At 66.7% G+C, this 14,132-nt stretch carries 14 protein-coding genes and 2 pseudogenes; 9 read left to right on the top strand and 7 right to left on the bottom strand.

Going from position 1 to position 14,132, the window contains the following annotated elements; all coding sequences use genetic code 11:
* Positions 1-136: 136 nt before the first annotated feature.
* From AC1RSI_RS02875 to AC1RSI_RS02865, 3 genes and pseudogenes are all read left to right on the top strand, one after another.
* Positions 137-2,005, top strand: a complete 1,869-nt coding sequence (locus AC1RSI_RS02875) for a copper resistance system multicopper oxidase (protein ID WP_314137057.1) — start codon at positions 137-139, stop codon at positions 2,003-2,005.
* Positions 2,006-2,730: 725 nt separating this feature from the next.
* On the top strand, positions 2,731-3,834 hold the full coding sequence (locus tag AC1RSI_RS02870; protein WP_492322611.1) for a copper resistance protein B: 1,104 nt from the start codon (positions 2,731-2,733) through the stop codon (positions 3,832-3,834).
* Between the two features lie 19 nt (positions 3,835-3,853).
* A pseudogene (locus tag AC1RSI_RS02865) lies at positions 3,854-6,334 on the top strand (strawberry notch C-terminal domain-containing protein); the annotation flags it as partial.
* A 5-nt stretch (positions 6,335-6,339) separates the two neighbouring features.
* Here the strand turns inward: AC1RSI_RS02865 and AC1RSI_RS02860 are convergent.
* On the bottom strand, positions 6,340-6,771 hold the full coding sequence (locus tag AC1RSI_RS02860) for a type II toxin-antitoxin system VapC family toxin (RefSeq protein WP_314137145.1): 432 nt from the start codon (positions 6,769-6,771) through the stop codon (positions 6,340-6,342).
* Positions 6,768-7,376 (bottom strand): DUF433 domain-containing protein, encoded by a 609-nt coding sequence (locus AC1RSI_RS02855; RefSeq protein ID WP_248120191.1) that lies wholly within the window; start codon positions 7,374-7,376, stop codon positions 6,768-6,770. The genes AC1RSI_RS02860 and AC1RSI_RS02855 overlap by 4 nt, the downstream gene beginning before the upstream one ends.
* A 180-nt stretch (positions 7,377-7,556) precedes the next feature.
* On the opposite strand from AC1RSI_RS02855, the gene AC1RSI_RS02850 reads away from it, so the two are divergent.
* The 6 genes and pseudogenes from AC1RSI_RS02850 to AC1RSI_RS02825 form a co-directional block, all read left to right on the top strand.
* Positions 7,557-7,913, top strand: a complete 357-nt coding sequence (locus AC1RSI_RS02850; protein ID WP_205682268.1) for a single-stranded DNA-binding protein — start codon at positions 7,557-7,559, stop codon at positions 7,911-7,913.
* Positions 7,914-7,947: 34 nt separating this feature from the next.
* Positions 7,948-8,376, top strand: coding sequence for a single-stranded DNA-binding protein (locus AC1RSI_RS02845; protein WP_248120193.1), 429 nt, complete (start codon positions 7,948-7,950; stop codon positions 8,374-8,376).
* Between the two features lie 120 nt (positions 8,377-8,496).
* Positions 8,497-8,961: a GcrA family cell cycle regulator gene (locus AC1RSI_RS02840; RefSeq protein WP_205682270.1), complete on the top strand. Its 465-nt coding sequence runs from the start codon at positions 8,497-8,499 to the stop codon at positions 8,959-8,961.
* A gap of 136 nt (positions 8,962-9,097) precedes the next feature.
* A complete protein-coding gene (locus tag AC1RSI_RS02835; RefSeq protein WP_447941388.1) occupies positions 9,098-9,358 on the top strand; it encodes a hypothetical protein in 261 nt (86 codons plus the stop codon).
* A 601-nt stretch (positions 9,359-9,959) separates the two neighbouring features.
* Positions 9,960-10,469, top strand: coding sequence for a lytic transglycosylase domain-containing protein (locus AC1RSI_RS02830; protein ID WP_447941390.1), 510 nt, complete (start codon positions 9,960-9,962; stop codon positions 10,467-10,469).
* A 173-nt stretch (positions 10,470-10,642) separates the two neighbouring features.
* Positions 10,643-11,437, top strand: a pseudogene (locus AC1RSI_RS02825) (methyl-accepting chemotaxis protein); the annotation flags it as partial.
* Between the two features lie 62 nt (positions 11,438-11,499).
* Here AC1RSI_RS02825 and AC1RSI_RS02820 read toward each other — a convergent pair.
* The 5 genes from AC1RSI_RS02820 to AC1RSI_RS02800 form a co-directional block, all read right to left on the bottom strand.
* Positions 11,500-12,000: a MarR family winged helix-turn-helix transcriptional regulator gene (locus AC1RSI_RS02820; RefSeq protein WP_447941395.1), complete on the bottom strand. Its 501-nt coding sequence runs from the start codon at positions 11,998-12,000 to the stop codon at positions 11,500-11,502.
* A 277-nt stretch (positions 12,001-12,277) separates the two neighbouring features.
* On the bottom strand, positions 12,278-12,544 hold the full coding sequence (locus tag AC1RSI_RS02815) for a hypothetical protein (RefSeq protein ID WP_154725896.1): 267 nt from the start codon (positions 12,542-12,544) through the stop codon (positions 12,278-12,280).
* A 58-nt stretch (positions 12,545-12,602) separates the two neighbouring features.
* The gene (locus AC1RSI_RS02810) at positions 12,603-13,199 is read right to left on the bottom strand and encodes a DsbE family thiol:disulfide interchange protein (protein WP_154725895.1); all 597 of its coding nucleotides are present in this window, start codon (positions 13,197-13,199) and stop codon (positions 12,603-12,605) included.
* Positions 13,196-13,396 (bottom strand): heme exporter protein CcmD, encoded by a 201-nt coding sequence (ccmD, locus tag AC1RSI_RS02805; RefSeq protein ID WP_154725894.1) that lies wholly within the window; start codon positions 13,394-13,396, stop codon positions 13,196-13,198. Before ccmD ends, AC1RSI_RS02810 begins: the two co-directional genes overlap by 4 nt.
* A gap of 1 nt (position 13,397) precedes the next feature.
* Entirely contained in the window at positions 13,398-14,117 is a 720-nt protein-coding gene (locus AC1RSI_RS02800) for a heme ABC transporter permease (RefSeq protein WP_154725893.1), read from the bottom strand.
* Positions 14,118-14,132: the final 15 nt, after the last annotated feature.

Raw genomic sequence — 14,132 nt, 5'->3', positions numbered from 1 at the left:
GCCCCGGTAGGGCGCTCCGACCCGTTTTCCGCGGTCCTGCGTCAGCCTGTCGCGAGGGCGGGGAGCGCCGCCTGCGTAAACCCCTAGAGGTCCTCGCTGAAGAGCGAGACGGCCGCATGACTTTGAGGAGTATCCCATGAAACTCGATCGCCGGGCGCTGCTGCGCGGGGCCGTCGCCGGAGGCGGCCTGTTGAGCCTTCAGGGGCTGATGCCTGCCTGGGCGCAGACCGGATCACCCGGCCTGCGTTCGGACCTTCCGACCCTGAGCGGACCCGACATCGCCCTGACCGTCGGGCAGACGCCGTTCACCCTGAACGGCCGCACCGCGATGGCGACCACGATCAACGGCGTCCTGCCGGCGCCCGTGCTGCGTCTGCGCGAAGGCCAGAACGTCCGGCTGTCCGTGACCAACGGTCTGGACGAGGACACCTCGATTCACTGGCATGGCATCCTGCTGCCCTTCCAGATGGACGGTGTGCCCGGGATCAGCTTTCCCGGCATCCGGCCGCGCGAGACCTTCGTCTACGAGTTCCCCGTGCGGCAGTCGGGCACCTTCTGGTATCACAGCCACTCCGGCCTTCAGGAGGCCATGGGCCATTACGGTCCGATCGTCATCGATCCGGCGGGGGTCGATCCGATCGGCTACGATCGCGAACACGTCCTGGTCCTCTCGGACTGGAGCTTCATTCATCCCCACGAAATCCTCGAGAAGCTCAAGAAGAGCCCGGGCTATTTCAATCGGCAACGCACCACGCTTGCGGGCCTGTTGGACGGCAGCGACAGGATGAGCCTGGAAGAGCGTCGGATGTGGGGGCAGATGCGCATGGACCCGCGCGACATCCTCGACGTCAACGGCTCCACCTACACCTATCTGGTCAACGGCCATGGGCCGCAGGAGAACTGGACCGGTCTGTTCCGGCCGGGGGAGCGTGTCAGGCTTCGCATCATCAACGCTTCGGCGATGTCGATCTTCAACATCCGCATTCCCGGCCTGGCGATGACTGTGGTTCAGGCCGATGGCGAGAACGTCCGTCCCGTAGAGACCGATGAGTTTCAGATCTCGGTGGCGGAGACCTATGACGTCATCGTCCGCCCCACCGAAGATCGAGCCTACACCATCGTGTCCGAGGCGATCGACCGTTCGGGTATGGGGGTGGCGACCCTCGCGCCCCGCCTGGGCATGACGGCGGAGGTCCCTCCGCTCCGCGAAGTGCCCAATCTGACCATGAAGGACATGGGAATGGGCGGCATGGATCATGGGGCGATGGGCGGGCAGCCGATGAGCGGAATGGACCACGGCGCGATGGGCGGCCAGGCGATGGCCGGTATGGACCACGGCTCCATGGCCGAGATGACTCCCCAGACGCCGATGGCGGGCATGGACCACGGCGCGAGCCCGGCGCCGGCCGCCGGCGCCATGGCGGGCATGTCGATGGCCGGGATGAATATGCGCGACCCGGAAAATGCGCCTCCCAACATGGAGGTGGGTGTCGGCGTCGATGCGGTCGCCATGTCTCCGACCAACCGGCTCGGCGAGCGCCCGATGGGCCTGGAGAACGTCGATCACCGCGTGCTCGTCTATACCGACCTGGTCGCCTTGTCGCCGAACCGCGATCAGCGTGCGCCGAGCCGCGCCATGGAAATCCACCTGACCGGCAATATGGAACGGTTCATGTGGAGCTTCGACGGTCGCAAGTTCAGCGAAGGCGTCGAGCCTTTCCGGTTCGAGTTGAACGAGAGGGTGCGTGTCACCCTCGTGAACGACAGTATGATGGCCCACCCCATCCACCTGCACGGCCACTTCTTCGAACTGGTGACCGGCGGTCCCGCGGGTCACCAGCCGCTGAAGCACACGGTGAATGTGCCGCCGGGAGGCAAGGTCAGTTTCGATCTCACGGCGGATAACCCCGGCGACTGGGCCTTCCACTGTCACATGCTGATGCACATGCACGCAGGCATGTTCAACGTCGTCACCGTCCGCCCGATGGAAGGGGCCTCGTCATGATCCGCGGATCCATTAGCCTTATCCCATTGCTCCTGGCCGCCTCGGCCGGCCCTGTGTTCGCGCAAAGTCATGCGGGCCACGGAACGACGCCCGCGGCCGCGCAGGCTGCACCCGTTCTTCCTGCCGGTTGTGTGCGCCGCGGTTCGCCGACGGCGGATGCGGCCCGTATCGGGACGCCTGGCGCGCCGGTGTGTCCAGCCGGCTCCGTGCCGGAGCAGTCGCCGCCGGTCGCGGTCGACCCCCACGCAGGCCATGATATGGCGACGATGGGCCAGGCTCAGCCCGCTGCGGCTGCGCCCGCAGGTCACGACATGTCGACGATGAGCCCGGCTCAGCCCGCTCCGGCTGCGCTGGCAGGTCATGATATGTCCGCCATGGGCTCCATGCCCGCTGGCCACGATATGTCGACGATGGGCCAGGCTCAGCCCGCACAGGCGGCTACGGCCGGTCATGATTTGTCCGTCATGGGTCCGATGCCCGCCGGACACGATATGTCGACGATGAGCCCGGCTCAGCCCGCTCCGGCTGCGCCGGCAGGTCATGATATGTCCGCCATGGGCTCCATGCCCGCTGGCCACGATATGTCGACGATGAGGCAGGCTCAGCCCGCACGGGCGGCGCCGGCCGGTCATGATATGTCCGCCATGGGTCCGATGCCCGCCGGTCACGACATGTCAACGATGGGTTCGACCCAGCCCGCTCCGGCTGGGTCCGCAGGCCACGACATGTCCGCCATGGGCTCGATGCCGGCCGGTCACGACATGTCTACGATGAGCCCGGCTCAGCCCGCTTCGGCTGCGCCCGCAGGTCACGACATGTCGACGATGGGACAGGCCCAGCCCACTCCGGCGATGCCGGCGAGCCATGACATGTCCGCTATGGGATCGATGCCAGCCGGACACGACATGTCGACGATGGGCCAGGCTCAACCCGCTCCAGCGATGCCTGCGGGTCACGACATGTCCGCGATGGGCTCGATGCCGGCCGGGCACGATATGTCGGCGATGCCCGCAGGCCATGACATGTCGGGCATGGCGATGCCGCCTGACGTGCCGACCAGTGCGAACAACCCGGGAAGACCTGCGCAGGCGTTCGCCCCAGCAGGGGCGGTCAGCGGACCGCCCCACGCAGCCGATCTGTTGTTCGATCCCGCCGAGATGGCTGCGGCTCGGGAACAACTGCGTGTGGAGAATGGCGATGTGCGCACCACCGCGGTCATCATTGATCAGCTCGAAACGACCTTCGCTGACGGCGAGAGCGGATATGCGTGGGACGCCCAGGGCTGGAGCGGTGGCGACATCAACCGGTTCTGGTGGAAATCCGAGGGAGAAGGCGCCTTCGGCGACGGCGTCGAGGAGGCCGAGGTCCAGGCGCTCTATAGCCGCGCTATCCGGCCCTTCTTCGACGTTCAGACTGGGGTTCGCCAGACCTATCGGCCCGAGGGGGACCGCACCGATCTTGTGCTCGGCATCCAGGGTTTGGCGCCCTATTGGTTCGAGGTCGATGCGGCCGCCTTCCTGTCGACCAAGGGCGAACTGACGGCCAGGGCCGAGGCCGAATACGACCAGCGGATCACCCAGAAATGGATCGTGCAACCGCGCGCCGAAGTGGTCCTGTCGGCGGAGGATATTCCCGAGCTTTCAATCGGCTCCGGATTGTCGTCGCTCCAGCTGGGGGTCCGTGTTCGCTACGAAATCCGCAAGGAGTTCGCGCCCTATATCGGCGTGGAATGGACACGACGTTTCGGCGATACGCGGGACTTCCTCGAAGCCGAGGGTCGCAGCGCCGAGGAGACCCGGCTGGTGGTTGGCATCCGGACCTGGTTCTAACAGGTCCGCTGTGCCCCCCAAGGGCGCGCGCGGAACCAGGAAGGCCTCGCTCCAGGGCATGGCGGGTCTTGCGTTGCAGAACCGGCTGCCGAACGCGCGGATCCTCTATGTGTCCGCGACCGGCGCGACGACGGCGGAGAACCTCGCCTATGCCGCGCGGCTTGGCCTCTGGGGCGGGCCGGAGGCGCCGTTTATGTCGCGTGCCGACTTCCTCGATGCCATGGATCGGGGTGGGGTCGCGGCCATGGAACTGGTCGCGCGCGAGCTCAAGGCGCTGGGGCTCTATGTGGCGCGCAGCCTGTCGTTCGAGGGTGTCGAATACGACCCGCTCGTTCACCCGCTGACGCCGGACGACATCGGCATCTGGGACGCCTGGGCGGATGCTTTCCAGCTGATCCACGCCAACCTCACCGAGGCCCTGAAGGCCACGGGCCTGAACGATGAGGACGGCAAGCCCAAGAGTGGCCAGGAGGCGTCTGCGGTCCATTCCACCTTCGAGGGCGCCAAGCTGAGGTTTTTCGGCCATCTTCTGGCCGGGCTGAAGGCACCCAGCCTGATCGCCTCCATCCGCGACGACCTGGCTTCGGAGCGATCGGCCGTCGTTCAGATCGTCTCGACCAATGAGGCGGTCATGGAGCGCCGGCTGTCGTCCATTCCGCCTGAGGAGTGGAATAACCTCTCGATCGATCTGACCCCGCGCGAATATGTCCTCGACTATCTGCGCGAAGCCTTCCCCACCCATCTGATGGAGGCGATCGAGGATGACGACGGCAATGTGACCATGGTCCCGGTCATGGATGAGGGGCGGCCCGCCGTCAGCCAGGAGGCGCTCGTCCTGCGTGAGGCCCTGATCGAGCGGATGGCCTGCCTGCCCGCCGTTCCGGGCGTGCTCGACGCCCTGCTGGAGGCTTTCGGCACGGACGCCGTCGCCGAGATCACCGGCCGGTCACGCCGGGTGGCGGTGCGCGACGGGCGTCGGTTGGTGGAGCGACGCGGCGCCTCGGCGGCCCGGGCCGAGACCGACGCCTTTATGTCCGGTCGCAAGCGGGTGCTGATCTTCTCTGACGCTGGCGGCACCGGGCGCAGCTACCATGCCGATCTGGCGGCTCCGAACCAGCAACGGCGGGTGCACTATCTGGTCGAGCCGGGCTGGCGGGCCGACGCCGCCATCCAGGGCTTGGGCCGCAGTCACCGCACCCACCAGGCATCAGCGCCGCTGTTCCGCCCGGTCACCACCGACATTCAGGGCGAGAAGCGGTTCACCTCGACGATCGCCCGACGCCTGGACTCCTTGGGCGCGCTCACGCGCGGGGAGCGACGCACCGCCGGTGCGGGCCTCTTCCGGGCCGAGGACAATCTGGAAAGCCCTTGGGCGCGCCGCGCCTTACTGGTTTTCTACGGCGCGCTCGCCTTCGGAGAGCTGGACTCGATGACACTCGAGACCTTCATGGCCAGGACGAGCCTGAGGCTGCTCGATGACGACGGCGGGCTCAAACCTTCCGACGACCTGCCGCCGATCCATACCTTCCTCAACCGGCTGCTGGCGCTGCGCATCGCCGACCAGAATGCCCTGTTCGCGGACTTCGACCGCATCCTGTCGGGCATACTCGAACGCGCCGCCGCCTCGGGTGATCTGGACAGGGGCCTGGAGGACATCGAGGCCGAGGCGCTTGAGGTCACGGACCAGGAAACGATCCGGACCGATGTGTCGACAGGGGCCGAGACAGCGCTTGTGACCTTCTCGCTCAAGGTCCGGCGCGAGATCCTCGTCTCTGACGATGCCCTGACCTGGGCGGAGGATGTCGCCCACCAGCTGGTCATTAACGAGAAGTCCGGCCGGGCGGCGATCGCCGAACTGGGCCTGACCACATCCACGGAGGAAAACCGCCTGATCACCGCGGTGAGGCTTGTTCGTCCCGATGATCGGCAGACCATGCCCGAGAAGACATTCGCGGAATCCGCGTGGAAGCCGGCGGACAAATCGGACTGGTGTCGCGTCTGGGACGAGGAGGTCGCCCGAACCGATCCTTGGCGGACCCGCGAACTCACCTTGGCCACCGGTCTGTTGCTGCCGATCTGGGGGCGTCTGCCGGCGCGGGGCTGTTCCGTCCGTCGCGTCCGGGCACCGGACGGGCGCCGCTGGCTGGGGCGGGTTTTGGACGCCGTCCAGGCCCTCACGCTCAAGACGAGCCTGGGCCTGACCGACGTCGCCGAGGTTTGGGCGGACGGCCCGAAGACCGCCGCCACGATCCTGAACCGCAACGTCCAGCTCTCGCTGGAGGGCGGGCTATGGCTCAAGCGGGCGCGAGTGATGGACCGCTGGCGCATCGAGGTGGTCGGCGGTCGCACCGACCGCGACGCCCTGTTGGCGCTCGGCTGTTTCGTCGAGATCATCGCCTTCACGCCACGGGTCTTCATACCGATCGATCAACCGACCGTGTTGGAAGCGGTCCTGCGCCGTCATCCCGTTCAGACGGTCCTCGACGGGCAGGCCGCCTGAGCGGGTCAGGCGGGCGTCGCCTTCGGTGGCGACCGGGATGGATTCAAAAGGGGGACGCCCCGACCCGTCACATCCTTGATGTTGGCGGTCACGAGGGTCAGACCATGGACCAGTGCGGTAGCGGCCAAGGCGGTATCCTCCTCATCGCCGTCTCGCTCGGCCAGCATCCGGCCCCAGGCCGCCGCTACGGTTTCGCTGATGGGCAGGATACGGCCCTGATAGGCGGCGATGACCGCGTCCACCCCGTGTGTGATCGCCGGTGCGGTCGGATGGCCCGCGGCTGTCGCCCGCGCCGCTCCGTACCGCATTTCGCGGACGGTCATGGCGCTGATGCACAGGTCGTGGTCATCGACCGACCGGAGCCATGCCAAGATGTTGGCGGACGGGTTGGGCTTGCTGCTCTGACTGACGATGTTGGTATCGAGCAGATAGATCATCCCCTCGGCCGCATGAACCGCTCGAGCCCGGTAAGGTCAGCCCCCTGCATCGCGCGCTTCGCCGACGTTGCCGGGTAAGGACGACCGGATTTGGGATGGGCGCGCGCATAAGCGGTCGCCGCCTTGATCTTGGCGAGCGACAGCGACGGATAGTCCTCAAGGATCTCCTCATCCGTCGCCCCGCCTGCCGAGAGTGCCGCCAACCGGTGGACCTCGATGTCGGTGCCTCTCACGACGGGAGCGCCGTGCTTGATCTCTATGGCGCGATCCACGGCCTCCAGCGCCTTCAGGCGTTGCGCGACATTGGTCCGATGCCGCTTCAGGTGGACGATGAGTGGCCCGACAGAGACGCTGGCGGACTGCGCAGGCTCCTTGGCCACGGCGACGTAGAGGTCGTCGAGCGCGGAAGGCGTCAGGGTGTGGCGATAGGTGGCCACCATGTCGAGATAGACGAGATCGGTCAGACCGACGCATCGCACGGCGCGTCTGGACGGGCCCGAGGCCTCTGGTTTGAGCGGTCTCCGATTGACGTCGCGTTTGATCGCGTCGAGCGGTTGATCAAGGACGAACGCCGCTTCGGGCAAGGTCCACTGGGGATCGGGCATCGAACAGGTCTCCTAATATAATCCAATATAGGATCGCATTGGGATTCGGCAATGTCGATGTGGTCCAGGATCGCGTGCGTGACCGAACACCGTCCAAAGGAGCGGAGGAAGGGAGGCTTCGTGTGAAGTGGAATGAGGGAGATCCGCTCTCTCGGCGCTTCGGTTCCATAGGAGACTGACATGCAAAACGTGATGTTCACCGGCCGATTGGCGGCCGACCCCCAGATCACCGACGATTTCGGCAAGGCCGTGTTTCGCCTGCTCGAGAGCCGTGGTGTCGATAATGCCGGCAAGGATAGGCTGGTCGGCGTCAACTGCGTCAGCTGGTCCAAGGGCCTGAACGAAAAGGTCATTGCCCGGGGCCTCGCGCAGGGGTGTGAGGCCGTCGTCATCGGCGCCTTCATCGACACCGCCTACGCGGCCAAGAACGGCACCGAGCGGACGGCCAAGGAACTGGTCATCAACCGGCTCACCGTCCTCGACTGGGCCGAGGACCGCGGCACCCAGGACAGCAGCGCCGACCGCGCCGCCGCCTGATTCCTATCAACATTCAATTCTCAGGAGACTGACCATGCAAACCGTGATCATCGAAGGCTATCTGACCGCCAACCCGTCCGTTCTCGCCGCTCAAGGCACGGGCAAGAAGCGGGCGAGCTTCCGCGTGCTCGAGACCACCCGCTTCCGCAAGGCCGACGGCACGCCCGGCGAACGGACCACCGGCTTCAACTGCATCTGCTTCAACGAGGCGACGGCCGAGAAATACATCGGCCCGTTTGCTCGGAAAGGCAGTCGGGTCGTCATCCAGGGCCACGTCGAGAACGACACATGGACCGGGAAAGACGGCGTCGAACACTACGACATGCGGGTGATCGTCGGCGATATCCGCCTGAAGAACCGGCGCGAAGCTGCGGAAGGCGGCACCGGCGATGAGGGCGGCACCGACCGCCAAGTCCAGGAGCCGGCCAGTGGCTACGACCTGAACGACGACATCCCGTTCTAAACGGCGGACGGAAGAGGGCGGCCCGGCGCGCGAGCGTCGGGCCGTTTTTCCTTGTGGCGGGAGGTGAAGGCAGGGCGGCGCGGGGTGAGCCGAATGGGTTCGTCAGCCTCGGAGCTTCCCATGACTGCCTCTGCCTGGACCGATGACCGCATCGGCCGTCTGAAGAAACTCTGGCTCGAGGGCCAGACCGCCGCGCAGATCGCGCGCGATCTCGCCAATGGCATCACGCGCAGCGCCGTGCTCGGCAAAGTCCATCGCATGGGTCTGTCGGCCGGCCGGTCCGGCCGTCCGCCCAAACGCCCCGACGCCGGTCCAAAGCCACCAACCTTCGCACCGACCAGGTCCTTGGCGGCCCGGCCGATTGACGCTCCCCCAGAGGTCGCAAAGCAGCATGGGCTGGCCACAGTTCTCTCGGTTCGGCGCTGCCAGTGCCGCTGGCCTTTCGGAGAGCCCGGCGCCGCTGACTTCAGTTTGTGCGGTCAGCCGGTCACGCGCGGAGCCTTCTGTGCCGTGCATGCCGCCGTCGCCTATCGGCCTGCGGCGGACACGCCCCGCATCCTCGATCGGCTGGCGCGGCTTGACTGAGATTTGCCACGCCCTTGCTACAATCTTGAGGCAATATGATCGGAACGGCGGCCTCTGCGAGGTCGCCGTTCGTCTTTTGTCCGGGTCGCCAAGGTCGAGCTGCCCGCTGTTCGGCCTCTGGCCGCACGAGGTCCCGATGGCTGCTTCCGCCGCTGAACTGAAAGTCGCCCGTCAAATTCTGGGGTGGGATCCATTGACCATGGCGCGCGCGCTCCGGCTGGCCGGCGCGCCGGACAAGCTTGAGGCCCGCATCCTCGAAATGGAAGCCGGCAAACGCGACATCAGCGGCCCGGTTCAGGTGGCCATGGAAGCCTTTCTCAGTGGCTGGCGGCCCAACGGCTGGACCGAAGGGGAAACCTCCGGGCTCCAGGACGGACTCCACGGGGTCGCCCGCTGACTCTTTACGCCGGGTCGGCGGGTGGTTGATCCTCGGCTTTCGTGGGGACGAAACGCCAGTATTCCGTGACGAGTTGTTTGGGAGCGCCGGTCTGAAAGGCGGAGAGTCCGCGTGGGCGTGGGGCTGGTCATCCCGCGGAATGCGTGCGCCGATCGCTTTTCCCTCGGGTGTATCGTGGATGGCGACATGGGTTTCGCTGCCGTCCGATTTGATCGCGCCCTGCAAGACCATCTCGATCAGGGGGCGTCGCATCTTCATCGTCAGGCTGGCGCCTGGGGCGCCCATTGTAACGCTCGCTCTCACACCGTTGAGCAGGAGCGGAAAGAACATCGACCCGAGCGACATCGGTCGGTTGAAGAAGTTTTCCGCAGTCGCCGAGTTCAATCCCACGACGCGCCCGTCGGGGGTGATGATCGGGCCGCCGCTCTGGCCATGAGCGATGGCGTTATCGAAGGCGAAGCAAGGACCGTTGGTAAAGCCGGCGGTGAACCGCTGGGTGAAAATCTCCTCGACCGTCCCTTCGGTCACGACGAACCGGTGCCGGTAGTGTTTCGCCCAGTCGAAAGATCCGTTCTGGATATCCTCCAGGAGAATGCCGTCCTTGGCCCGAAGCGCCGCCTGCGCCCGCCCGGTCCTGTCGTCATGGAACACAGTCCTGGCCTATGCGCGGACAACCTTAGCCTATCTCCCGCGGGAGCAGTTCCGGACGCTCTATCTGGATCGCCGCAACATCCTGCTGTGCGACGAACTCGTCGCCGACGGATCCGCTTATCGGGTCGATGCCGTGTCCCCGGCCGGGGCCGGCGGCCTGACCCAGTTGATGCCGGGGACGGCGGCCGACCTCGCTGTTCGCGACCGATTTGACCCGATCGAGAACTTGAATGGCGGGGCCGACTATCTGGCGCGGCAGTTGCTTCGTTTCGGGGAGGTCCGCCTCGCCCTTGCAGCGTATAACTCGGGACCGGACCGCGTCGCTCGTCTCGGCCGCATCCCGCACATCGCGGAGACCCAGGCCTATGTGGCTTCCGCAGTGGACTGTTACCTCGCGCTCACGGCCGGGCGCGGCGCCCGGAACTCCCGCGAGTGCCGGTCGCCGGAGCCCGGTCGATGATCCCCGCAGCAGAGCCTGTGGTTCCTGCGTCAGAGGCGGCTGACGAGGATCTCCTGACCCGCAAGGAGGCGTCCGCCTTCTTGGTCCAGTACGGCATTCGCATGAAGCCCGAGACCCTTGCGCGACTGTGGTCCACTGGCGGCAATGGGCCTCCCTGTCTGCACGTTCGGCACAGGACCGAACAGCAGGCCTCCAGTCTGGAAGAGACCGCCGCGGCGCTCGATCAGCTCACCTCGACCGTCAACAGCAGCGCCGCCAATGCGCAGAAGGCGGCCGCCGTCGCGCTCGGGGCCAGGGGGGACGCCCAACGCTCGGGCGACGTCATGGGCGAGGCGATCTCCGCCATGTCGGAAATCGAGCGATCCGCTGTTGAAATCACCAACATCATCGGGGTGATCGACGAGATCGCCTTCCAGACCAATCTTCTGGCCCTGAACGCCGGGGTCGAGGCGGCGCGCGCTGGAGACGCCGGCCGCGGCTTCGCCGTCGTCGCTTCCGAAGTGCGGGCGCTCGCCCAACGATCTGCGGAAGCCGCCAAGGAAATCAAGGGACTTATCGCGGGCAGCTCGCAGCAGGTCACCAAGGGCGTCAAACTGGTCGGCGAGACCGGAGAGGCTCTCGGGGTCATTGTCGAGCGCGTGGCCGAAATCGACGCCCTGATCAGCGACATCGCCACCTCGGCCCGTGAGCAGTCCTCGGGCCTGAGCGAAGTGAATGTGGCGGTCAACCAGATGGACCAGGTCACCCAGCAGAACGCCGCCATGGTCGAGGAGTCCACGGCCGCTTCACATTCGCTCCGTCAGGAGACCGAAGGGCTGATGACGATGATCGGGCGGTTTCAGCTGGGAACGGCGGGAAGCTCACCCCGACAGCAGGCCGCGCCCGAGCCTCGCCCGGTCCGCCTCGTCGCCGTCGGCGGCGGACGGGTCCAGGCTGCGCCGGCGACATCGGACTGGGAGGCGTTCTAGCGAGCCGCCGTCCCGATCTTCGGGACGCCCAGGCGCGGCTCAGGAGCGAATGGGAATACCGGTCACGCGCCGAGCATAGAGACCGGTCCGGGCATGCAGGCGCAGCCTCGGGGCTGCGGCGCCGGGTCTGCGTCCGTCGTAACGGAACAATCGTGCGCGCCAAGGGCGGCGTTCATCCGGGACAGGACGGCGAGGGCGGTCGAGAGGTCCTGGAGCGAGACAGAGCTTTCGACGCTGTATTGCACGCATGAGGCGCAGGCCGACCAGAGTTTCGCCGCCTCTCGTCCACTGTCGGTAAGGCGCAGGAGGTGGGCGCGTCGATCCCCCTTCAGGGCCTGGCGCTCCACCAGACCCGCCGCAAGAAGGCCGGTGACACGCGTCGACATGACGGCCTCCGAAAGCGCCAGCGCATCGGCCGCCTCCCTCTGGATCAAGCCGGAGGGGCGTTGGGCCAGAAGGTTCAGAACCGCCAGCTGGCCCGCGTTCAGGCCGCCTTCCGCCAGCACCTCGTCCACCCGCGCCGTCCATCGACGCGCAAGCCGGATGACGGCGGACTGCAGCATGGTCCCCACCGCGTGATGATTGGCCGGTCCGCAGGTTTGCACGTCGCCCCACTTGGGACATTGGCACGTCGTCTTCTCCCAGCGGCCGGTTTCGAAGCGCTCTGCCATCGCCGTCTCTCGTTTTCGGCGTTGAGAGTCCTTGAAAGCCCAGGTGAGCGCAATAAGGGGTATCCCTCCGTGTCCAGCTCAAAATCCTGAGGGACGACGTGTCCCGACGCGCTCTACGGCAAAGCGCATCGCCCTGGCGGCCCGAGGGTCGCGCTCTGCTTGGGTCGGATCAGACCTTGATGTCGAGATAGGAGCCGGGGCGCATGATCCGGGGCTCTTCGCGTTCCGGCGCCGCCGGGGCGGGTTCGACGGGGCGCGCCGGATTGGCGGTGCGCACCGTGGACATGACGGCGGCGGCGGGCACCTGACTGGGTTGAACGCGTGAGGCCTGATCCAGGGCGGCGCGGAAGAAGGCGGCCTGCGCGTTTCGCGCCGTCGGCAGGTCGAGACCTTGCGACGGGACGGGCTGCGGCAAACCGGGGCGAATCGCGCTCATGCCCAAACGTTAACGCATCCGGAGCGATCAATCGTTAACAAGGCCTCTCGAAAGAGAGTTAATGCGATTTTTCACCGGGAGCGGGCCGGGGCGGGGCCTGCATGGAGGCGACGAGTCGTTCGATGTCGGCGTCGTTCAGCAGGGGACCGGACTGTTTGGCGGTGATCCGGCCCATGGCGTCGACGGCGAAGGTCTCGGGCACGCCGGAAATGCCCAGGTCCAGACCGGCCCGACCCTCGTGGTCCACCAGAACCATCGAATAGGGGTCGCCCAGCTCGTCCAGGAAGGCGCGGGTGGCGACCGGCTCGTCCTTGTAGGCCACGCCGACGACAGCGATCCCCCGCGCCTTCAACGCCAGAAGCTTGGGGTGTTCGAGCCGGCAGGGGGCGCACCACGAGGCGAAGACATTGACCAGCATGGGCCGGCCGACGCCCGCCGTCTTCAAGTCCAGATTGCCGGGGCCGGCGGTGTCGCCGGTGAGCATGGGCATGACCGTCTCGGGGATGGGCTGGCCGACCATGGCGTCGGGCTTGTACTGCTGACTGCTAGCGCTTTCCGCCATTCTATTAGCGACCACATCTCCCAGCTTGAGCGCCAGGACGCCGATAAGCGCCGCAAGGATGACAAGCGGTATCCAAACCAGCCAACGGTTCATTCTTTGGGGCCTATCGCGCGTCGCGCGGCTTGAGGACGATCCGGCTCATTGGCGGCTGTGTCCAAGCGGTCCAGCTCGCGCCGCCATTTGCGGGAGGCGATGACGGCGCGGGCGGTCAGGGCGGCCAGGACCAGGGCGCTGACGCCCCAGGCGGGCCAGACGAAGGCGGCGTAGGGGGTCATGTCGAGGTCGAGCATTTTACGCCTCCAGGCCCTGACGGGCGCGCAGGGTCAGGACGCGGCGACGGCGGACCTCGGTGCGGATCGCTGTCAGCCACAGGGCCGCGAACAGAACCCCATAGGCCGCCAGCATGGTCAGGAAGGGCGGCAGATAGACCGGATCCAGGCCCGAGGATCCGGGGGTCAGGAAGCTGGCCGGCTGGTGCAGGGTGTTCCACCAGTCGACCGAGAATTTGACGATGGGCAGGTTGATCAGGCCGACCAGGCCCAGGACGGCGGCGGCGCGCGCCCCCTTCTGCTCGTCGTCGATCGAGGCCCGCAGCGCCATATAGCCGAGGTAGAAGAGGAACAGGACCAGCACGCTGGTCAGGCGCGCGTCCCAGACCCACCAGGTTCCCCACATCGGCTGGCCCCACAGCGAGCCGGTGAACAGGGCCAGGGCCGTGAAGGCGGCGCCGGGAAGGGCGGCCGCGCGGGCGGCGGCGTCGGCCAGGGCGTGGCGGAAGACCAGGGCGAAGAAGCTGGAGACCCCCAGGGCCGCATAGGCGCCCAGGCCCCAGACGGCGGCGGGCACATGGACGAACATGATCCGCACCGTGTCGCCCTGCTGATAGTCGGCCGGAACGGTGAAGCTGAGCCAGGTTCCGACCGTCAGCAACACGGCCGCGACCGCCCAGAGGACGGGCGTCAGAGGGCCGGTGAAGGCCATGAAACGCTGCGGGTTGGACAGGCCGAACATGGCGTCAGCGATTAC

The organism is Brevundimonas sp. GW821-FHT10E09 (assembly GCF_058809375.1).
Note: the sequence above shows the minus strand (reverse complement) of the source record. Positions and strands in the feature narration are given on the sequence as shown.